This is a genomic window from Cognatundibacterium luofuense (genome assembly GCF_018139685.1).
Classification (GTDB): Bacteria; Pseudomonadota; Gammaproteobacteria; order Burkholderiales; family Burkholderiaceae_D; genus Undibacterium; species Undibacterium luofuense.
On the sequence record NZ_JAGSPN010000006.1, the window covers coordinates 164530 to 184395 of the forward strand.

General features: G+C 51.8%; 19 protein-coding genes. 9 read left to right on the forward strand and 10 right to left on the reverse strand.

Annotation, left to right across the window (positions count from 1 at the left end; translation table 11 throughout):
- Positions 1-29: 29 nt before the first annotated feature.
- The 3 genes from KDM89_RS10100 (at position 30) to KDM89_RS10110 (ending at position 3558) form a co-directional block, all read left to right on the forward strand.
- Complete coding sequence (locus KDM89_RS10100) at positions 30-734, forward strand: YggS family pyridoxal phosphate-dependent enzyme (protein ID WP_212687807.1); 705 nt, start codon at positions 30-32, stop codon at positions 732-734.
- Positions 724-1551, forward strand: a complete 828-nt coding sequence (gene proC / locus KDM89_RS10105; protein ID WP_212687808.1) for a pyrroline-5-carboxylate reductase — start codon at positions 724-726, stop codon at positions 1549-1551. The genes KDM89_RS10100 and proC overlap by 11 nt, the downstream gene beginning before the upstream one ends.
- Positions 1552-1827: 276 nt before the next feature.
- Entirely contained in the window at positions 1828-3558 is a 1731-nt protein-coding gene (locus KDM89_RS10110) for an ArnT family glycosyltransferase (protein WP_212687809.1), read from the forward strand.
- Between the two features lie 7 nt (positions 3559-3565).
- Here the strand turns inward: KDM89_RS10110 and KDM89_RS10115 are convergent, their stop codons facing one another.
- The 4 genes from KDM89_RS10115 to ubiA form a co-directional block, all read right to left on the reverse strand.
- A complete protein-coding gene (locus tag KDM89_RS10115; protein ID WP_212687810.1) occupies positions 3566-3877 on the reverse strand; it encodes a YqjK family protein in 312 nt (103 codons plus the stop codon).
- On the reverse strand, positions 3867-4259 hold the full coding sequence (locus KDM89_RS10120; protein ID WP_212687811.1) for a phage holin family protein: 393 nt from the start codon (positions 4257-4259) through the stop codon (positions 3867-3869). Before KDM89_RS10120 ends, KDM89_RS10115 begins: the two co-directional genes overlap by 11 nt.
- Before the next feature lie 5 nt (positions 4260-4264).
- Positions 4265-4576 carry an ElaB/YgaM/YqjD family protein gene (locus tag KDM89_RS10125; protein ID WP_189357632.1) on the reverse strand — a complete coding sequence of 104 codons (312 nt, stop codon included), beginning with the start codon at positions 4574-4576 and terminating at the stop codon, positions 4265-4267.
- Positions 4577-4709: 133 nt separating this feature from the next.
- Positions 4710-5570 (reverse strand): 4-hydroxybenzoate octaprenyltransferase, encoded by an 861-nt coding sequence (gene ubiA, locus KDM89_RS10130; protein ID WP_212687812.1) that lies wholly within the window; start codon positions 5568-5570, stop codon positions 4710-4712.
- A 193-nt stretch (positions 5571-5763) separates the two neighbouring features.
- Here ubiA and KDM89_RS10135 point away from each other — a divergent pair, with 193 nt between their 5' ends.
- Positions 5764-6552: a helix-turn-helix domain-containing protein gene (locus KDM89_RS10135; RefSeq protein ID WP_212687813.1), complete on the forward strand. Its 789-nt coding sequence runs from the start codon at positions 5764-5766 to the stop codon at positions 6550-6552.
- Here KDM89_RS10135 and KDM89_RS10140 read toward each other — a convergent pair.
- The 6 genes from KDM89_RS10140 to recG all read right to left on the reverse strand — a co-directional run bounded on the left by KDM89_RS10140 (position 6525) and on the right by recG (position 13977).
- Positions 6525-8738, reverse strand: coding sequence for a patatin-like phospholipase family protein (locus KDM89_RS10140; protein WP_212687814.1), 2214 nt, complete (start codon positions 8736-8738; stop codon positions 6525-6527). The genes KDM89_RS10135 and KDM89_RS10140 overlap by 28 nt on opposite strands.
- A 79-nt stretch (positions 8739-8817) precedes the next feature.
- On the reverse strand, positions 8818-9360 hold the full coding sequence (locus tag KDM89_RS10145; protein ID WP_230427786.1) for a GNAT family N-acetyltransferase: 543 nt from the start codon (positions 9358-9360) through the stop codon (positions 8818-8820).
- A gap of 2 nt (positions 9361-9362) precedes the next feature.
- On the reverse strand, positions 9363-10304 hold the full coding sequence (locus KDM89_RS10150; RefSeq protein ID WP_212687815.1) for a hydrogen peroxide-inducible genes activator: 942 nt from the start codon (positions 10302-10304) through the stop codon (positions 9363-9365).
- A gap of 81 nt (positions 10305-10385) precedes the next feature.
- The gene (locus tag KDM89_RS10155; protein WP_212687816.1) at positions 10386-11294 is read right to left on the reverse strand and encodes an SDR family NAD(P)-dependent oxidoreductase; all 909 of its coding nucleotides are present in this window, start codon (positions 11292-11294) and stop codon (positions 10386-10388) included.
- A gap of 40 nt (positions 11295-11334) precedes the next feature.
- Complete coding sequence (locus KDM89_RS10160; RefSeq protein ID WP_212687817.1) at positions 11335-11817, reverse strand: GNAT family N-acetyltransferase; 483 nt, start codon at positions 11815-11817, stop codon at positions 11335-11337.
- 36 nt (positions 11818-11853) lie between these two features.
- Positions 11854-13977, reverse strand: coding sequence for an ATP-dependent DNA helicase RecG (gene recG / locus KDM89_RS10165; RefSeq protein WP_212687818.1), 2124 nt, complete (start codon positions 13975-13977; stop codon positions 11854-11856).
- Between the two features lie 231 nt (positions 13978-14208).
- Here recG and queA point away from each other — a divergent pair, with 231 nt between their 5' ends.
- The 5 genes from queA to secF all read left to right on the forward strand — a co-directional run bounded on the left by queA (position 14209) and on the right by secF (position 19811).
- Positions 14209-15264: a tRNA preQ1(34) S-adenosylmethionine ribosyltransferase-isomerase QueA gene (gene queA, locus KDM89_RS10170; protein ID WP_230427802.1), complete on the forward strand. Its 1056-nt coding sequence runs from the start codon at positions 14209-14211 to the stop codon at positions 15262-15264.
- The gene (gene tgt, locus KDM89_RS10175; RefSeq protein WP_212687819.1) at positions 15257-16390 is read left to right on the forward strand and encodes a tRNA guanosine(34) transglycosylase Tgt; all 1134 of its coding nucleotides are present in this window, start codon (positions 15257-15259) and stop codon (positions 16388-16390) included. Before queA ends, tgt begins: the two co-directional genes overlap by 8 nt.
- Before the next feature lie 180 nt (positions 16391-16570).
- Positions 16571-16900, forward strand: a complete 330-nt coding sequence (yajC, locus tag KDM89_RS10180) for a preprotein translocase subunit YajC (RefSeq protein ID WP_212687820.1) — start codon at positions 16571-16573, stop codon at positions 16898-16900.
- Between the two features lie 65 nt (positions 16901-16965).
- Entirely contained in the window at positions 16966-18861 is a 1896-nt protein-coding gene (gene secD, locus KDM89_RS10185) for a protein translocase subunit SecD (protein WP_212687821.1), read from the forward strand.
- Between the two features lie 11 nt (positions 18862-18872).
- On the forward strand, positions 18873-19811 hold the full coding sequence (gene secF / locus KDM89_RS10190; RefSeq protein WP_212687822.1) for a protein translocase subunit SecF: 939 nt from the start codon (positions 18873-18875) through the stop codon (positions 19809-19811).
- Positions 19812-19866: the final 55 nt, after the last annotated feature.

Here is a 19866-nt window from a genome sequence, read left to right on the forward strand (position 1 = left end):
CACGATTATGCCAAAGAAGGTAACTGATTATGTCCCCAATTTCTGACAACTTGCAAGCAGTGAGAGCGCAGATAAACAGCGCTGAACAGCAGGCAGGACGCGCGCCGGGCAGTGTTTGTCTGGTCGCGGTTTCCAAGACATTTCCGGCTGATGCCGTGATTGAAGCGGCCAGAGCCGGACAACGTGATTTCGGTGAAAACTACCTGCAGGAAGCGCAGGATAAGCTGCTTTTGATACGGAATCAGCATCCTGAGCTGGCGCTGTGCTGGCATTTTATCGGCCCTTTGCAGAGCAATAAAACCCGCCCGGTCGCTGAATATTTTGACTGGGTGCATTCCGTTGACCGCTTAAAAATTGCGCAAAGATTATCGGAGCAGCGTCCGGATCATTTGTCGCCGCTTAACATTTGCTTACAAATTAATGTCAGCGGGGAAAGCAGTAAGAGCGGTGCCAGCCCGCAAGAGGCGCTGGCACTGGCGCAGGCAGTGAAGGCGTTGCCCCGCCTGCGTTTACGCGGACTGATGGCCGTGCCGGAAGCAACAGAAGATCCGGCCGCGCAGCATGCCGCATTTGCCAGCCTGCGTGTACTGGCAGAGCAAATCCGCAGTCACGGCATCGCGCTGGATACCTTGTCGATGGGAATGAGTGCAGATATGCAGGCAGCCATCAGCGAAGGCAGTACCATGGTCAGAATCGGAACCGCAATTTTTGGAAAGAGACATTATGCAGCGTAATCAGAACATCGCATTTATCGGTGGCGGCAATATGGCTGTCGCCCTGATCCGTGGCTTGCTTGGTGCAGCCAATCCGCCAGCCAGTGTGCATGTGGTGGATGTCAGCCAGCAAACCCTCAGCCGGCTTGAAAGTGAGCTGGGTGTCAGTACCGCTTTACAGCCGGATGCAACGCTGGCAACAGCGGACGTGATTGTGCTGGCGGTGAAGCCGCAGCAGATGCGCGATGTGATCGCCAGTATTCAGCCGTGGCTGAAACAGCAGTTACTGATTTCGGTGGCGGCGGGTATCCGCGCTGCTGATATGTCGCGCTGGCTCGGTGATTATCCGGCCATCGTGCGCGCCATGCCGAATACACCGGCGCTGGTACAAAAAGGGATCAGTGGTTTGTATGCTTTGCCGGATGTCAGCGCTGATCAGCGTGCAGTTGCGGAGCAAGTCGTATCGGCAGTCGGTCAGTACGCATGGTTTGAGCAGGAAGCGCAGCTGGATGCCGTAACGGCCATTTCCGGCAGCGGCCCGGCCTATGTGTTCTATTTCATTGAAGCACTGGAGCAGGCAGCACGAGACATGGGATTCACACCGGAACAGGCCACCCGTTTTGCGATTGCGACATTCGAAGGCGCTGCCAGCCTTGCAGTCCATGCTGACGAATCGGTGTCAGTATTGCGTGAACGAGTCACCTCAAAAGGTGGTACGACGTTTGCCGCGTTAACCGCGATGCAGGAGGCCGGTGTTGCGGCATCCATCATCATTGGTGCAAAGGCTGCTGCTGCACGTGCGCGTGAACTGGGTGACGAGCTCGGTAGTCAGGACTAAGCAGTCCGGTTTGATCAGGTAGCATTTCCAGCTACTCATCGTACAAAAAAAGCCGACCTTGTAACAGGTCGGCTTTTTTATTTGTGAGCGCATTTTGATAACTTATTGTTTCTCAAGGGAAAATATTTGAAAAATAGAGAATTTTCTCTGTTGCAGAGTGTTACATTGCGAGGCTTTGCATATACAATGCGTTACTTTTGATGTCCCGCGCAGTCAGTCAGCCGCTTCCGCCAGCTTGCTGCAGGATGAATAGACGCTTTTGTTTGTGTTCAATCCATGCTTAGCCCACGTTTTTCTGTTCCTGCGTTTTCTGAATTTGCTTCCGTCAGCTTCCTGATTCAGGCGATGCGTCGTCATGGCCGGCTATTATTCTTCTCTCTGCTTTATCTGATCCCTGGGCTGACCGGGCATGACCCGTGGAAGCAGGATGAAACCTATGTGTTCGGAATTATTCACCATATGGCGGAAACCGGTGACTGGGTTGTTCCTGCAATGGCAGGTGAGCCGTTTATGGAAAAACCGCCGCTGTACTACTGGATTGCGACAATTCTTGTACACACGTTCGATGGAATCTTGCCTGCGCATGATGCGGCTCGTCTGACCAGTGGAATTCTGATGAGTATCACCGGTGTTTGCGCAGCAGTTTGTGCGAGGCTCTGGTGGGGACGCGAATTCGCAGCATCCGCATTGCTGGCATTATTCGGATGCCTCGGCCTTATTTTTCATGCACATTTGATGGTGACGGATGTCCCGTTGCTGACTGGGTTTGCCTTGTCTGTCACTGGTTTTGCGATGTGGAATAAATCACCTGATCTTAAGTCTGCCGTTGTACTTGGAACGGGTGTCGGCGTCTCGATGATGGCGAAGGGTATTCTCGGACCCGGCGTATTTTTTGTGGTCGCAGTGTTGCTGCCGTTCTTGTTCCCTGCATGGCGCAGACGCAGTTACTTTCAATTTCTGCTGACAGCATTCATGGTGGCTTTGCCATGGCTGCTGATCTGGCCCGTCGCTTTGTGGCAGACTTCCCAGCCATTATTTATGGAGTGGTTTTGGGAAAATAATATAGGTCGTTTTTTTGGTTTTTCCGTTGCCAGACTCGGCGCGCCGCATACGGAGAATTTCTGGATTACGACGCTACCCTGGTTCACCTTTCCAGCGATGCCACTGGCGTTACTGACGCTCTGGCACTGGCGTACACGAATACTGAGTCATCCCGCGATTCAGGTTTGCAGCCTGGTTTTCATTGTGATGCTGGCAGTCCTGGGTACCGCCGCTTCTGCGCGCGACAACTATGCGTTGCCCTTGTTGTTTCCCATCGCTGTACTGGCGGCTCCTGCTGTCCGGTATGTTGGTGAACGCAGCTTCAGCGTAGTCATCGGTATCATGTTCGGCGCGATTTGCAGCGTATTGTTATATGTCTGGTGGCAAATGGTGTTTAATCAGGCGCCAGCATGGAAGTGGCTGCTGCGTATCTTGCCTGCAGATTTTTCTATGCCGGTCAGTTACGCACATATTTTCATTGTTGCGGTTTGCTTTGTACTCGCAGGCCTGTGCTTGTGGCAAGTCCGGCATGAACGCGGAAATCCATTGCGTATCTGGACAGCCGGGCTGAGTTTGTGCTGGCTGGTGCTGTGTACTTTGTGGTTACCGTGGCTGGACTATGCAAAGAGTTACCGCAGTGTTTTTTCTGATATGCAAACAGTGATGCCGGGTGATTTTCATTGTATGGCAAGTCAGAATCTCGGTGAGTCCGAACGGGCGATGCTGCGCTATTTCTCAGGAATCATTACACACCGGCAGGAAACTGAACCGTATCGGGAGTGCGACTTGCTGATCGTTAACGGACTTACCGATAGCGCACCGGAATCTTTGTTGTCAGACCGGGACTGGGAGTTGGTGTGGGATGGCGCTCGCCCGGGAGATGCACGGGAACGTTTGTGGTTATTTCGTAATCACCATTTGGGTCATCGCCTCGCAGTTGGTGACAGGCCGCAGCATTTACGCTGAGCCGGAGTCAGCGTGGAGGAGGGGGATCTGTACGTGAAGCAGACAAGTCCTGCCATAAACGCCATGCCTGCAATCCGGCTTGTGCCAGCCTCAGGGCACGACCGGGCTTCAGCACCGCTAGTGCAAGTATTCCTAATCCTATTGTCAGCGGACGTTTTTTAAACGTGTCGCCCGCTTGTCCGATTACACGCTGTGCCATGTCAGCCAATCTGTGTTCCGAACGGAATTGTTCAGTCTGCAGATGCCATAACTGGCGTTGCGCCTGAATCTTTAACAGTAAGGCTTGTTTGCGTAACTGCAGTTGAGGATCAGTTTGCATTTTCCTGCCTTTCCTCTGGTGCAGCACCGCGTAAATGTGCTGCATCTTTCTCCAGTTCGTCCAAGGTCGCTTGCAGCAGGCGCGGTTTGCTGGCCAGCTGATTGCGGATATGTGCAAACATCCAGTACGAGGCACCGCCGAACGCGGCAATCATTCCACCGATTAACGGCAGACGGTAGTGGTCCCAGAATAAAGCGATCAGCATTACAGCCAGCAACACAACGGCAAAGCAGGCGCAGAAAAAAGCAGCCAGCGACCAAAGCAGTAGCTGCAGAAAGCGCTGCAACTCCTCTTCGATCTCCAGCGAGGCCAGCGCCAGCCGGGTTTGCAGGATATCTGTCATGCTGGCCGCAAGGCGGCCTACCGAATCCAGCAGTGCCATCGGGATCAGCGGCTGCGGCCGATCAGTAAGCCAACCAGCAAACCGACGCCGGCAGCGATACCGGCAGATTGCCAGGGATTTTCACGGACGTAGACGTCGGTTGCTTTGGCGGTTTCGCGTGCACGTGTTACCACCATGTCTTCGATGCGGGCAACTTCCGCTTTTGCATGGCGCAAGGTGTGCTCAAAGCGAGCTTTCGCAGATTGAAAGCCTTCACCGGATTGTTGCTCTGAATGCCGTAACAAATCTTCGGCATCGCGGATGACTTGCTGTAAGTCCTGCATCAGTTTGTCTTTTTGCTGTTCAGTGCTGCTCATGGTTTTTCCTTTCACAGTGTTAGCAATACAACGTCACAATACGTCAGGTTCAGTGTAGAACAGTCATCCGGGCGGGTGTTGTCTGATCGCAAAACCGATTGCACTCAGTATAGCCCTTGCAAGGAAAGTACGTTCAGCGAATTGCGTAGTCGATAAAAATACCTGCAAATATGACCGCTCCTAACCAGTTATTGTGGCGAAATGCCGCAAAACAAGCCATACGTTCACGATGCCGTATCAATGTGTAGTGATAGACCGCAAACAGAGCAGCCACTGCCATCCCGGTTAAAAAGAAAATACCCAGCCCGTATTGCAGTCCGGTCAGTGTGATCAGCGCAAAGCTGAAGGCATAGCAAAGCATCACAGCCAGCACATCAAAACGACCAAAGGTAATGGCAGACGTTTGAATACCGATTTTTAAATCATCATCGCGGTCTACCATTGCATATTCGGTGTCGTATGCCACGGCCCAGAAAATATTGGCTACCAGTAGCGCCCATGCCGCCACCGGGATCTGGTTCTGAACGCTGGCAAAAGCCATCGGAATTCCGAAGCCGAAAGCGATACCGAGATAGGCCTGCGGAATTGCAAAGAACCGCTTGAAGTAAGGATAGGTCCCCGCGATGATCAGCGCGGCGACAGACATTTGTTTGGTCAGTGTGTTGAGCGGAATGACCAGGCAAAACGAAATGATGGCGAGTAATCCTGCGACAACCAAAGCTTCTTTTCCGGAGATTTTTCCGCTGGTTACCGGGCGGTCAGCGGTTCGTTTTACATGCTTATCAAAATCCTGATCTGCATAATCATTAACTGCACAGCCAGCGGAGCGCATCAACACCGTACCAAGACTGTAAATAACAACCAGTCGCCAGTCGGGGTGCCCGTCAGATGCAAGCCAGAGGGCTGTCAGCGTGGGCCAGAGCAGTAACATAATACCAACCGGCTTATCCAGTCGTACCAGTCGGAAATACAGAAATAATCTTTCTTTCAGCATAGTCAGCGTGCGAAATGCGGGAACGCCAGCATTATATGACTCTTCCGCTGTTACAGGCATCCGGCAGCAACTGCTGAACCTTGTTTTTATGAAAATTTCAGGAAAATCGGTACTGGTTTTTGATTCGAAATGAGTTAATATTTGATTGTGGTATTAAATTTTGAAACTTCATTCGTTCAGAAAAGGAGACCAAATGAGTTCCCCGGAATTGATTTTGCAAGTGTTGCGGTCTGAGCTGCGTGCGGCCGGCGTGACGTATAAGATGCTTGCTGAACGCATCGGTATGAGTGAGTCCAGTGTTAAACGGATGTTTGGTCAGAAGGATATGAGCCTGACCCGTCTGGCCGAAATTTGTAAAGCAGCGGGTGTGGCGCTGGAAGATATTCTGCGTCAGTCCGCCGACGTGACCCCGCCTAACGATACGCTGACGCTGGAACAGGAAAAGTCGCTGATGGCGGATCCGAAATTGTTGCTGGTCGCTATTTCCTGTCTGGGTCACTGGACGCTGGAGCAGATCGTTGAGACTTATCAGATGACAGAAGCAGAGTGCATTCTGAATATGATTGCACTGGATAAACTGGATGTGATTGAACTGCGGCCTAACAATAAATACCGGCTGAAAGTATCACCGGCATTCCACTGGCGTTCTGACGGCCCGGTGCAGCAGTATTTCCGCGAACATGTTGTGGCAGATTATTTCGACGGTCGCTTTGACGGCAAGGGTGAAACTTTACTTTGTGTACCTGCTCGTTTGTCGGATCGCAGCGCTCAGGAAATCGTGCTGAAAATTCAGCAACTGGTTGCAGAGCTGGCGCGTTTCCATCAGGAAGAGCGCCGCTTGTCACCGGAACAGAAAGATGGCTATACGCTGGTCGTCGGTTTCCGGTCCTGGGAATTTTCTGCATTTACAGCTTTACGTCGTCCACAAACTAAACCGGAACCGGCGTCCATTACTCACCATATCGGACCAAGGAAAAGGTAAACACCTGAACCGGCCCCACGGGTTGCACCTGCACCCAGATAGACGGGGCCGAAGCGCGTATCCACCGATAAGCTGGCGCTGGCAGCCTGTCTCATACGACCGAACGAATACGGCTCATTGCCGCCGTAGCTGCCACCCAGTTCCATAGAGAATCCCAGGCGTACTGCGCCGCCAATTGTCGAAGGCAGAGCACCAATACGCCGCGCGACAACGAGGCGGCCAAACAGCGTTGTATCGCCATACAATGAGTTTCGCGGCAGACCGGTCAGTCGCAGAAATCCGCCCAGAGGCGACGGAGTGGTCGTGTTTTGCGCACGTGTCCATTCGCCGTACAAATGACCTGCCCATTCGCCGAAAGACAAAGCTTTCATCCCGGAAAGTTCAGCACTTGCCTGTCCGGGTTGATTTCCGTCGTTTCCCGGAGAGCTTTGCCAGACGAAATCCATCATTGATCCGCTGGTCGGGAAGCTGATGGAGTCCAGAGTATCCGCATGAAAATGGATAAACCGTGTCGTCGCAAAATAGCGTGCTTTCGGATCGTTTTCAATCGTACTTGGCAGGATCGCATTGATTTTCTGAAAGCCGCGCTGAATACCTGCTTCGACACTTCCCCAGTTTCCGAGCTGACGTCCGAGTGCGAAACTCATTCCAGTCTGACTGCTGTTGATACGGGCGATGCGTGTTGTGCCCTGATAAAAATCCAGACCGGAGGCGTTGTATTCCAGTCCCGGTGCCACATACCATGCAGATGCCGGTGCTAAAGGCTGCCAGAATTGAGTACTGAATTGTTGTTGGCTGCCGACTTTTGCCAGCGTACGTAATTCAGCACCATATCCATTCAGACTTGATGCAACATGCATCAGACTCAGTGCGAAGCGACTGTCGTCATTAAAGTCACTGGACAATTCCATGCCCAGGCGTAAGCGATTGCGACTGGATTGCGATTCTCTCGTCATGATGGTGACTTTACGTTCATTGCCGCTGTCATCAATCACCGTTTTCACTTCCTCCAGATCTCCTCGCCCGTACAATCGTGTTGCAGCCTGACGAATTTCATCCTGAGTGAGATTCTGACCTTCCTGTAGTCCGGTTTGCGCGATCAGAGCATCCGGATTGACATACTGTGTGCCTTTGACATCCAGGCTGGCGATCGGGAGTACCCTTACGGTATCTTTTGCGTGTCTTGTATTCAGAACCCGGAATTCTTCCAGCTCTGCATAAGCCTCACGGGGGATCGCCAGTTTTACCAGTTGCTCACGCGCCAGTTCCACAGCTTGTTCTCCTGCTTTAATAGCCCGAGGAAAAGCGGAGAAGTCGAGAAAACTGATGCCATCCAGTTTTGGTGCGATCAGCACATCCTGCTTTTGTAATTGTTTAATCGAGCGCTGAACATTCTGTTCAGTCAGAATCTGCAGCATCTGGTTGGCAACATCAAATGCACTGTGAATATCTTTTTCAGGAGAAAGCGGAGTTCCGACATTGACCGCAATCACAATATCCGCACCCATACTGCGAGCCAGTTCGACAGGCAAATTACTGACCAGGCCACCGTCAACGACAAGTTTCTCCTTAATACGAACAGGAGCGAAAACGCCCGGTACAGCAAGCGACGCTCTCATTGATGCGAGCAGCGGTGTATCGTTCAGTTCTACCAGGTCACCGGTCGTCAGGTCTGACGCTACCGAGGTGAATGGAAGTGATAACTGATTTACCGGCTGATCGCGCATACCATCCGGGAGTAAGCGCGTAAGCGCATGTTCGAGACTGGCATTGCCGGCTGCCGCTTTTGGCAAATATACGCCGGATTTCGTGACTGCCATTTCGATACGGGTCGGCAGTAATGTGTCTTCGATTTTGCGGCGGTACTCCAGCTCATTTCGCGCCGGACGATCAGCGAGGACTTCATCCCAGCGGGTGCTGCGAACTATTTCTTCCAGTTGTTCAGGTGTACGTCCTGCAGCATACGCACCACCGACAACTGCGCCCATACTGGTTCCGACTACCATATCAATCGGGATTTGCATGCGTCTTAATGCCCGGATGACACCAATATGTGCGAAACCACGCGCACCACCGCCTGATAAAACCAGTGCGACTTTCGGACGGGCAGATGATGAATCAGTTGTTTTTGATTCTGTTTGCAGCGTTTGACTACTGGCGTTGGTACAAATGAAAACAGACAGCATGACCATTGCGGTCATTCGCAAAGAAAGTGCCATAGCGGTTATTGGTGTGCGTCTCGGATATTTGTAATTTTATAATGACTTACTCGTCATCACGGACTTTTGCTGTCAAAACGTGATCGCACCAGACACCATTAATTTTCAGGTAGCGTTTTGCAAAACCTTCACGTTCAAAGCCCAGGCTGTCCAGCAGTGCCGCACTGCGGAGATTTTCCGGACGATAGTTCGCCATAATCCTGTGTAAATTTTGCTTTTCAAACATGTAGTGAATACCGGCCTCAACGGCTTCACGCATCAGACCTTTCCCCTGATGTGCAGCTGAAATGGCATAACCGAGATGGCAGGCCTGAAAAACTCCGTGTACGATGTTGCTGAAGTTGCAAACTCCAATCATGTCCCTCCCCATAAACAAGCTAAAGGGGATCGCTGTACCAGCTTCAGTGTGCTGATGCATCAGACTAATGCGGGCAATACATTCTTGATCACTGAAAAAACTCTCAGTCCGTTCCGGTTCCCATGGACGAAGATGTTCGCGGTTTTGGGTCAGATATTGCCGGTATGCAGTCAGGTCTTCAGTTTGCAAAACGCGCATCTGCAAACGGGGAGTAGAGATTTCAGGAAACATGGTTACTGTGATTCCGGAGATGCTTCGACCATGGTTACGCCGGGTAACTGGCATGCCTGAACTGCACGTCGTATTGCCTCGATAGCAGGCTGACGGGTAAAGCTTTTGCGCCATGCAATCACAATACGGCGGTTTGGTGCCGGTTGTTCAAAAGGAATGTATTTCAGCAGTGTTTCTGCATTCTGCCTGACCACTGAAGCGGCTGGCAGTACAGTTAATCCTATGCCCGAAGCAACCATGTGGCGTATAGTTTCCAGCGATGATCCTTCAAAGGTACGGGCAATGCCATCACCCGTTGTCGAAAAGCGCGCCATTTCAGGACACACCTCAAGTACCTGATCTCTGAAGCAGTGACCTGCTCCAAGGAGTAGCATCGTTTCTGTTTTCAGTTCCTCGGCGGAAATCATGTCGCGTTCTGCCCATGGATGCTGATGCGGGACCGCAACCAGAAAGGGCTCGTCATACAAGGGTTGTACCATCAAACCCTGATCCGGTATCGGCAGCGCCATGATTGCGGCATCAAGTTCACCCTGACGTAATAACTCCATCAGTTTGACTGTGTAATTTTCCTGCAGTACCAGTGGCATTTGAGGAACTTGTTCAATCATCGTTTTGACGAGAGACGGAAGCAGGTAAGGGCCAACGGTGTAAATAACGCCAAGACGGAAAGCGCCAGCCAGCGGATCTTTATTTTGTTTGGCAATTTCTTTGATTGCTGCAGTTTGCTCCAGCACCCGCTCTGCCTGAGCGACAATTTGTGCACCGATTGGTGTCGTCGAAATTTCTGTGCCACCGCGTTCGAAAATGGTGACCCCCAGCTCATCCTCGAGTTTTTTAATCGCGACGGATAAAGTCGGTTGCGCGACAAAACAAGCTTCCGCAGCATGGCCGAAGTGTTTTTCGCGGGCAACCGCCACAATGTATTTCAGTTCTGTCAGAGTCATAGCAGCTCACAAACCGGAAAAGGTGCGCCTGATCAGGTTTAGCACAAATACCGTAAAAAAGAAAATGGATTCGCGCGCAGATTATTTGCGGTGCTGAAATGCTTTGCCCAGCTCAAGCTGACCCTGTGCCAGACCGCTTTCCGGTACGACCGACTGATCCCGGTTTTGTACTTCGGTCAGTCGCGAGGCAAGTTGCTCAGCGGTGTCTTCTGATTGTGGCAACCAGATACCCTGAGTCAGGCTGATGTGGGCTGCTTCAAAACCTCCGGCACCGGCACAGAGTATTTGTCTGGTCGGCGCATCTTTTCCTGCCAGTACCAGCATCGCGGGAACGACATCGGCAGGTTGCAAGGCCTGTAAAAATTCTGCGGGGAACAATGATTCCGTCATGCGGGTAGCAGCTGTCGGGGCCAGACTATTCACCCGGATATCATATTTTGCACCTTCCAGCGCGAGCGTTTGCATCAGTCCGACTAAGGCCATTTTAGCTGCGCCGTAATTTGACTGGCCGAAATTGCCAAACAGACCGGACGAAGAAGTTGTCATCACGATGCGGCCGTATTTTTGCTCCGTCATTACCGGCCAGACGGCTTTACAGCAATGCACTGCACCCATCAGATGCACTTCCATCACAGTACGGAAATCATCTAACTCCATCTTTGCAAAACTCTTGTCGCGCAAAATACCAGCGTTGTTAATCAGAATATCAACGCGCCCCCACTGTCCCATCGCGGCACTGACCATGTCCTGAACAGACGAAAAATCAGTGACGGATGCAGTACTGGCGATTGCTTCACCGCCGGCTGCACGGATTTCATGCACGACGGATTCAGCTGCAGTTACCGAGCCGCCACTTCCGTCACGTGCGCCGCCGAGATCATTCACAACAACTTTCGCACCACGCTTTGCCAGCGCGAGCGCATGTTCGCGTCCCAGACCGCCGCCCGCGCCGGTAACAATCGCAACGCGTCCAGTGAAATCCAGAGTCATGATGAATCCTTTCGGTGATTGACAGTGTGAGATAAGAAAATCAGAATTTTTTCTGAAGCATCAGTGCGCCGCCCATGGCTGGATCGAGCGCATATGGTGCAAATCCTTCCGCAGCATAAAGTGTGCGCGCAGGATGGTTGCCCTCAAGAACTTCCAGCGTGATTTTGCAGTAATCCTGCTCCTGAGCAAAGCGGGAAATGTATTGCATCAATTGTTTTCCCAGTCCGTGGCCACGAAAGTCCGGATGTACGGCAAAGTCATGAATATTCAGTAAGGCTTTGCATGCAAATGTCGAAAAGCCTTCGATCGCGATAGAAAACGCGGCAGCTTTGCCATCTGCATACAGTAAAAAAGCATGTGCGGCAGGACGTTTTTGCAATTCCTGAATCAGGTGATTCCTGCAGTATTCAGTCAGTGCTTCGCCACCACCCATAGGGTCACTGGCATAGCTGTCCAGCAGTATGACTAAGTCAGAAGCATGCTGAGCATTGCTGAGCTCAGCCTTCAGAATGGTGATGTTCATATGGTCGAAGATTCCGGATGGAATAGTAAGTAGTGGTCAGACCCGCAGGTATTCTTCTTTGTTCCCCATCCATCGTTCCAGATGGGCCGATACCGTCGCCGTGTCGTTGCGCAGAAGATAGTCCGCCAGATCGCGTGCTTGTTCAACCAGCCATTGATCAGTTTCTAAATTGGCAAATTTCAACATCGCCTCGCCAGACTGTCTGGCGCCGAGAAACTCACCGGGACCCCGCAATTCCAGATCGCGACGTGCAATTTCAAAGCCATCCGTGCTTTCGCGCATGATGCCCAGCCGCTGCTTTGCGACTTGCCCTAGTGGCCCTTGATACATCAGCAGGCATACCGAAGCCGCAGCGCCGCGTCCTACCCGTCCGCGTAGCTGATGCAACTGCGACAGGCCGAAACGTTCTGCGTGTTCAATCACCATCAGGCTGGCATTCGGTACATCCACCCCGACTTCAATCACGGTGGTGGCGACCAGTACCTGTACGCGGTTATGTAAAAAATCATCCATCACCTGCTGTTTTTCTGCCGGTTTCAGGCGTCCGTGTACCAGTCCGGTGCGGATGTCCGGTAGGGCCTCTGCCAGCATCGCATGCGTTTCTGTTGCGGTTTGCAGCTGCAGGGTTTCGGATTCCTCAATCAGCGGACATACCCAGTAAACTTGTTTGCCTTCGTGGGCGGCAGCATGAATACGTTCGATGACTTCGTCACGCCGGTTCTGGTCAATGACGCGGGTCACAATCGGCGTTCTGCCCGGCGGAAGCTCATCAATGACCGACACTTCCAGATCAGCGTAGTAGGTCATTGCCAGCGTGCGCGGAATCGGTGTGGCGGACATCATCAACTGATGCGGAATCAGTCCGGCCTGCGCTTTGTGCGATAAATCCAGCCGTTGCCCGACGCCGAACCGGTGCTGTTCATCAACCAGCACCAGCCCCAGTTTTTGAAACTGCACATTATCCTGAATCAGAGCGTGAGTGCCGATCACCAGTCTGGCTTCACCGCTTTGTATCAGCGCCTGTGCCTGCTCTTTTTCTTTTTTGCGCAAACTGCCGGTCAGCCATGCAGTACGAACCCCCAGCGGTTCCAGCCACGCGGCGATTTTGCGGAAATGTTGTTCTGCCAGAATTTCAGTTGGTGCCATCAGTGCAGCCTGATAGCCGTTATCGATTGCCTGTGCTGCAGCCAGTGCAGCGACGATAGTTTTACCACTGCCGACATCGCCTTGCAGCAGCCTTTGCATAGGATATGACTGACCCAAATCTGCGCGGATTTCCTTCAGGACTTTTTCCTGCGCGCCGGTCAGGGTAAAAGGCAGATTCAGTAAAAAGGCATTGCTGAGCTCACCAACCAGTGGCATTGCCGGTGCACCTTTGGCACGGCGGCTTTTCTGAGCACGTTTCAGCGACAATTGCTGAGCCAGCAATTCGTCGAATTTCATGCGCGTCCAGGCCGGATGTTCACGTTCGCTGAGCGCATACTGGTCGACGTCCGGTGGCGGGTTGTGCAGTGTCCGAATACTTGCTTCGAAGCCCATCAGATTCAGTTGCGTCAGATAGCGCGGTGCCAGCGTGTCCCGCCAGTGGGTTCTTTGAATCGCATTACTGATTGCTTTACGTAGCAAAGCCTGCGGGACGCCTTCTCCGCTGTGATAAACCGGAGTCAGTGCGGAAGGCAGTGGCGTATCATCCTGTACCAGCTTATAGGTCGGATGTACCAGTTCTGCGCCAAAGAATCCATGCCGTAATTCGCCGCGCGCCCGTACGTGAGCACCGGTGGCTAACTGCTTGGTCTGGCTGCCGTAAAAATTCAGAAAGCGCAGATGTAATTCACCGCTGTCATCACTGACTGTAACTACTAATTGCCGCCTTGGACGGTATTGCACTTCCTGATGCGTAACAATGCCCTGAATCTGTACTTGCGACCCGCCCCGCAGACTGGCCTCTGCGATACTCAGAATCTGTGTTTCATCTTCATACCGCATCGGCAAATGCAGTAAAAAATCCATATCTTTGCGCAAGCCGAGTTTTGCCAGCTTTTCGCTGGCTTTCATTTGCTTGGCCGGCGTTTTTTTTGCATTTTTTCCGGTTGACGCAGTCGTATCTGCGCCGTCGGGCTGCGCGGTTTGTTCCGGATTGCTTGGGGCTTCAGCTGCCATAAGTGTACAATGGTGGGTTTTGCTGCAGAACCGGGTTGGTCACTGAGAAACTCAGTAGCCGGCTATAACCGGGATGCGCAGACTGATAGTTTTATTCTACTGAGTTTTTATACAGTATGTACAGGGCTTTAAGCCGGCGCCATGGTGACAGTGTTGGATACGCCGGATGATCTGCCATCAGTAATCCGCGTACTGATGTCGGCCCGGTATCCACCATCGATGTTGATGACCATGACAACTTATACTCTGAGTGATTTTGATTTTGAATTGCCTGATGATCTGATTGCGCAAACTGCACTGCCTGATCGTACTGCGTCACGCCTACTGCATGTTGAACCGGAAGGGCAATTACATGACCGTGTATTCGCTGATGTTACCGGATTAATCCAGGCCGGTGATTTGCTTGTGTTTAACAATACCCGTGTTCTGAAAGCTCGTTTTTTCGGGCAAAAAGAATCCGGCGGTAAAGTGCAATTGTTGGTAGAGCGGGTACTGAGTAACACCGAAAACGATCGCCGCGTTCTGGTGCAGATGCGTGCATCGAAGTCGCCGTTGCCCGGCAGCCGAATTCGTCTGGCGGATGCATTTGATGTGATCGTCGGTGAACGTGCTGGTGAATTCTTCTCCCTGCATTTTCCTTCCGATATATTCGAGTTGCTTGAGCAGTATGGCCGCCTGCCGTTACCTCCGTATATCGAGCATGAAGCAGACGATTACGATGAAGAACGTTATCAGACCGTGTACAGCAAAGTGCCGGGCGCGGTCGCTGCACCGACTGCCGGTTTGCATTTCGATCAGGCATTGCTGGATCGTTGCGTGGCAAATGGCGTGCAACTGGCCTACGTCACACTGCATGTCGGCGCGGGCACTTTTCAGCCAGTGCGTACGGAAAATCTGCAGGAACATCAGATGCACAGCGAGTGGTACACCGTACCGGCAGAAACTGCAGAACTGATCGCCAAAACCAAAGCCGCAGGCAGATCGGTGATTGCTGTTGGCACCACCAGTATGCGGGCGCTGGAAAGTGCATCGCAAAGCGGGCAACTGGTGGCTGGCAGCGGTGATACCAAACTCTTTATCACACCGGGTTATCGCTTTAAAACAGTGGATCGCCTGATTACGAATTTCCACTTGCCGAAATCGACGCTGATGATGCTGGTATCCGCATTCGCCGGTTATCAGCAGATCCGGGATGCCTATGCGCACGCGATTCAGCAACGTTACCGCTTTTTCAGTTATGGCGATGCCATGATGTTAACGAATACTTCAGGGAAGCAAGATGCTTGAATTTACCCTTATTAAAAAAGATGCGACGACAGCTGCACGTCGCGGCCGTGTAAAAGTAAATCACGGTGAAATTGAAACGCCGATTTTTATGCCGGTGGGTACTTATGGCTCTGTAAAAGCCATGTCGCCACTGGAACTGAAAGAAATCGGTTCGCAAATTATTCTGGGCAATACTTTCCATCTGTGGCTGCGCCCGGGTCTGGAAGTGATGAACCAGTTCGGTGGATTGCATGCATTCATGGGCTGGGATAAACCGATTCTGACCGACTCCGGTGGTTTTCAGGTGTTCTCCCTCGGTGCTATGCGCAAGATTACGGAAGAAGGCGTGAAATTCTCTTCCCCGATCAGTGGTGAGCGTTTATTTCTGTCTCCGGAAATTTCGATGCAGATTCAGCGTTCGCTGAATTCCGACATCGTGATGCAGTTCGATGAATGTACACCGTATGAAATTGATGGCAGACCGGCAACTACCGAAGAAGCCGGTAAGTCTATGCGCATGTCATTGCGTTGGGCGCAGCGTTCGATTAACGAATTCAATAATACGGAAAACCCGAATGCCCTGTTCGGTATTGTGCAGGGTGGCATGTATGAACATTTACGCGATGAATCTCTGGCCGGTCTGAGTGAAATGGGTTTCCACGGCCTCGCCATTGGTGGTCTGTCGGTTGGTGAGCCAAAAGAAGATATGATGCGCATCCTCGCGCATACTGGCCCGAAATTGCCGGAAAATAAACCGCATTACCTGATGGGCGTCGGCACACCGGAAGATCTGGTGGCGGGTGTATCGAATGGTATTGATATGTTCGATTGCGTGATGCCGACCCGTAATGCGCGTAACGGGTGGATCTTCACCCGCTTTGGTGACGTTAAGATCAAGAATGCACGTTATAAAAACGACAAAGAGCCGCTCGATGCGACCTGTTCCTGCTACACCTGCCGGAATTTCTCGCGTGCTTATCTGCATCATTTGCACCGTACCGGCGAAATTCTCGGCGCACGTCTGAATACGATTCATAACCTGCATTACTACCTGGATCTGATGCAAAACATCCGTGATGCGCTGGATGAAGACCGCTTCCCGCAGTTTGTTCAGCAGTTCCATGCTGACCGTAGCCGTGGCGTATAAAAGACCGCTGATCTTCTGTACGTCGGTTTACACAAGCTGAAAAACAGGTATTTTCGCAGGGCGGTGCTAGAATGTGGCGCCCCGCGGATTGAAAAATGCTGTAAAGGCATGATATATCGTAAGGTTTCCCCTGCAGAAAAGCAGGATTACTGAAAAAATGATAACGAACGGAGTCTGATTGTGTTTATTTCGAATGCTTATGCCCAGGCCGCAGGTGCGGGTGCTGGTGCTGAAAACGGCCTGATGAGCTTCCTGCCACTGGTGCTGATGTTTGTGGTTCTGTATTTCGTCATGATTCGTCCGCAGATGAAACGCCAGAAAGAACAGCGCGCGATGATTGATGCGTTGAAAAAGAATGATGAAGTTGTGACCGTTGGCGGTGTAATCGGTCGCGTGACTGCAGTCAGTGAAAGCTACGTTACTGTAGAAATCGCCGACAAAGTCGAAGTAAAAGTCCAGAAAAACGCCGTATCGGTGGTATTGCCGAGCGGAACGATCAAGTCAGCTTAAGCCTCACACACAACGCAGTCGCTTCGTGACTGCGTTGTACTTTCCGGCATTCCAAATCAATTACTATGAATCGCTATCCAATCTGGAAGTACATACTGATACTTATTGCGCTGGTATTCGGTGCGCTGTACACAGCACCGAACTTCTTCGGAGAGTCTCCGGCAGTGCAGATCAGCAGTGCAAAATCCACTGTGAAAGTGGAGAACAGCATGTCAGAGCGCGTGGAAACCGTGCTGAAGCAATCCGGCCTGCAAAACACTGGTGTGTTTTTTGACTTTAATGGCGCACAAGGCAGTGTCCGTGCCCGCTTTGCCGATGTCGACACCCAGTTCAAGGCAAAAGCTGCACTGGAACAGGCACTGAATCCTGACCACGATAATCCGACCTATACCGTCGCATTCAACCTGTTATCAAATACACCGAAATGGCTGCAAAACCTGCGTGCACTGCCGATGTATCTGGGGCTGGATTTACGCGGTGGCGTCCACTTCCTGATGCAGGTGGATACCAAAGCGGTTCTGAACAAACGTGTTCAGGGCATGCAGTCGACTATCAAATCGGTGCTGCGTGAAAAAGAAATTCGCTACGCTGGCATTGCACGTGATGGCGATGCGATTAATGTACGTTTCCGTGATGCAGATACCCGTAACTCCGCGAAGAATGTACTGACATCGCAGATGCAGGAAATCGCTGTACAGGAATCTGTGGCAGCGGATAACGGCGAATTCGAACTGAAAGTCGGACTGAAACCGGAAGCATTGAAAAATGTTATTACCGAAGGCGTTAAGCAAAACATTACCGCGCTGTCTAAGCGTGTGAATGAACTGGGCGTAGCAGAACCGATTATTCAGCAGCAGGGCCCGGACCGCATCGTGGTGCAATTGCCCGGTGTGCAGGATGTCGCTCGTGCGAAAGAGATTATCGGCCGTACTGCAACACTGGAAGTCCGGTTGCTGGATGACTCTGTGGTCGGAATTGTTGATCAGAACACTGCAGCGCCTTACGGTTCCGAATTGTTTAAATCGAATCGTGATGGCGAATGGATTGTGCTGGTGAAAGATCCAGTCGTGACCGGTGATTACATTACCGGTGCAGCACTGAGTTTCGATCAGCGTCAGCAGCCTGCGGTTTCCGTTGATCTGAACGGTGACGGCGGCCGTAAGATGCGCGATGCGACCCGTACCCGTGTTGGCAAACGCATGGCGATCGTGCTGTTTGAGAAAGGTAAGGGCGAAGTGCTGATTGCTCCGATGATTCAGGAAGAGCTCGGCTCCCGCTTCAATATTACCGGTATGGGTACTGCGACAGCTGCGGCGGATCTGGCATTGCTGCTGCGTGCAGGTTCGCTGGCTGCGCCGATGGAAATCATCGAAGAACGCACCATTGGTCCGCAGCTCGGTGCTGAAAACATCAAGCAGGGTATGCATTCCACGCTGTATGGATTCATCGCGATTGCGATTTTCATGATGCTGTACTACATGCTGTTCGGCTTCTTCAGTGTACTGGCGCTGGGTATCAACCTGTTATTGCTGGTTGCGATTCTGTCGCTGATGCAGGCGACACTGACCTTACCGGGTATGGCAGCGATTGCGCTGGCGCTGGGTATGGCGATTGATGCGAACGTGCTGATTAACGAACGTATCCGCGAAGAGTTACGTGCTGGCCGCACACCGCAAAAAGCCATCGAAGAAGGTTTTGCGCACGCATGGGATACGATTCTGGATTCCAACGTCACTACGCTGATCGTTGGTCTGGCATTGCTGATTTTCGGTTCCGGCGCGATTCGTGGTTTTGCTGTGGTGCACTGCCTCGGTATTCTGACCTCGATCTTCTCGTCCGTATTCGTATCGCGTGGCGTCGTCAATTTCTGGTATGGCCGCAAGAAAAAACTGGCTTCGATTTCGATTGGTCAGGTCTGGAAGCCACAGGAATCGACAGATTCCACACCGGCAGTTAAATAAGCGAGGCGCACATGGAATTATTCCGTATTAAAAAAGACATTCCTTTCATGCGCCATGCGCTGATATTCAATGTCATTTCCGCGTTAACTTTTGTCGCAGCAGTCTTTTTCCTGTTGTCCAAGAGTTTGCATTTTTCCGTTGAATTTACCGGTGGCACTGTGCTGGAGGTTTCCTACAGCAAGGCAGCCGACATCAACGGCATCCGTAAGATGGTGGAAGATCTGGGCTATATCGATGCACCGGTGCAGCCTTTCGGTAAAGCCGAAGATGTGGTAATTCGTCTGCCGGTATCGAAAACCATGTCTTCTGCGCAGCAGGCTGATCAGGTGATGTCTGCACTGAAAGCCAAAGATCCGGCGGTGAAACTGCAGCGTGTTGAACAGGTCGGTGCTCAGGTCGGTGACGAACTGGCGCATGACGGTCTGATGGCGTTGCTGTTTGTGGTGATCGGTGTGATGGGCTATCTGGCAATTCGCTTTGAATGGAAATTCGCGGTGGCGGCGATTATCGCGAACTTGCATGACGTCGTGATCATTCTCGGTTTCTTCGCGTTCTTCCAGTGGGAATTCAACCTGTCAGTGCTGGCAGCGGTGCTGGCTGTACTCGGTTACTCGGTCAATGAATCGGTGGTTATTTTTGACCGTATCCGTGAAAACTTCCGTAAGCAGCGCAAGATGTCGGTGAAAGAAGTCATCGACAATGCGATCACCAGTACCATCTCCCGCACTATCATTACCCACGGATGTACGCAGATGATGGTCTTGTCCATGCTGTTGCTGGGCGGCCCTACACTGCATTATTTTGCCATCGCGCTGACCATCGGTATCTGCTTCGGTATTTACTCGTCGGTGTTCGTTGCTGCAGCAATTGCGATGTGGCTGGGTGTATCGCGTGAAGACCTGATTAAACCTGTTAAAGAAAAAGACGATACAGACGGCGCTGTAGTCTGATCGTGTTTTGTAACAGAAGGTTTCTCACAGAAAGCCGGCCTTAGCGCCGGCTTTT

What these genes read in the sequence shown, in the direction of transcription:
- KDM89_RS10120 (WP_212687811.1), bottom strand. Translation starts at nt 4,259, where the DNA reads ATGGCACTGCTGGATTCGGTAGGCCGCCTTGCGGCCAGCATGACAGAT.
- recG (WP_212687818.1), bottom strand. Translation starts at nt 13,977, where the DNA reads ATGGCAGCTGAAGCCCCAAGCAATCCGGAACAAACCGCGCAGCCCGAC.
- secD (WP_212687821.1), top strand. Translation starts at nt 16,966, where the DNA reads ATGAATCGCTATCCAATCTGGAAGTACATACTGATACTTATTGCGCTG.
- KDM89_RS10160 (WP_212687817.1), bottom strand. Translation starts at nt 11,817, where the DNA reads ATGAACATCACCATTCTGAAGGCTGAGCTCAGCAATGCTCAGCATGCT.
- secF (WP_212687822.1), top strand. Translation starts at nt 18,873, where the DNA reads ATGGAATTATTCCGTATTAAAAAAGACATTCCTTTCATGCGCCATGCG.
- tgt (WP_212687819.1), top strand. Translation starts at nt 15,257, where the DNA reads ATGCTTGAATTTACCCTTATTAAAAAAGATGCGACGACAGCTGCACGT.
- KDM89_RS10110 (WP_212687809.1), top strand. Translation starts at nt 1,828, where the DNA reads ATGCTTAGCCCACGTTTTTCTGTTCCTGCGTTTTCTGAATTTGCTTCC.
- KDM89_RS10145 (WP_230427786.1), bottom strand. Translation starts at nt 9,360, where the DNA reads ATGTTTCCTGAAATCTCTACTCCCCGTTTGCAGATGCGCGTTTTGCAA.
- proC (WP_212687808.1), top strand. Translation starts at nt 724, where the DNA reads ATGCAGCGTAATCAGAACATCGCATTTATCGGTGGCGGCAATATGGCT.
- KDM89_RS10100 (WP_212687807.1), top strand. Translation starts at nt 30, where the DNA reads ATGTCCCCAATTTCTGACAACTTGCAAGCAGTGAGAGCGCAGATAAAC.
- KDM89_RS10140 (WP_212687814.1), bottom strand. Translation starts at nt 8,738, where the DNA reads ATGCTGTCTGTTTTCATTTGTACCAACGCCAGTAGTCAAACGCTGCAA.
- KDM89_RS10135 (WP_212687813.1), top strand. Translation starts at nt 5,764, where the DNA reads ATGAGTTCCCCGGAATTGATTTTGCAAGTGTTGCGGTCTGAGCTGCGT.
- KDM89_RS10125 (WP_189357632.1), bottom strand. Translation starts at nt 4,576, where the DNA reads ATGAGCAGCACTGAACAGCAAAAAGACAAACTGATGCAGGACTTACAG.
- ubiA (WP_212687812.1), bottom strand. Translation starts at nt 5,570, where the DNA reads ATGCTGAAAGAAAGATTATTTCTGTATTTCCGACTGGTACGACTGGAT.
- queA (WP_230427802.1), top strand. Translation starts at nt 14,209, where the DNA reads ATGACAACTTATACTCTGAGTGATTTTGATTTTGAATTGCCTGATGAT.
- KDM89_RS10115 (WP_212687810.1), bottom strand. Translation starts at nt 3,877, where the DNA reads ATGCAAACTGATCCTCAACTGCAGTTACGCAAACAAGCCTTACTGTTA.
- KDM89_RS10150 (WP_212687815.1), bottom strand. Translation starts at nt 10,304, where the DNA reads ATGACTCTGACAGAACTGAAATACATTGTGGCGGTTGCCCGCGAAAAA.
- KDM89_RS10155 (WP_212687816.1), bottom strand. Translation starts at nt 11,294, where the DNA reads ATGACTCTGGATTTCACTGGACGCGTTGCGATTGTTACCGGCGCGGGC.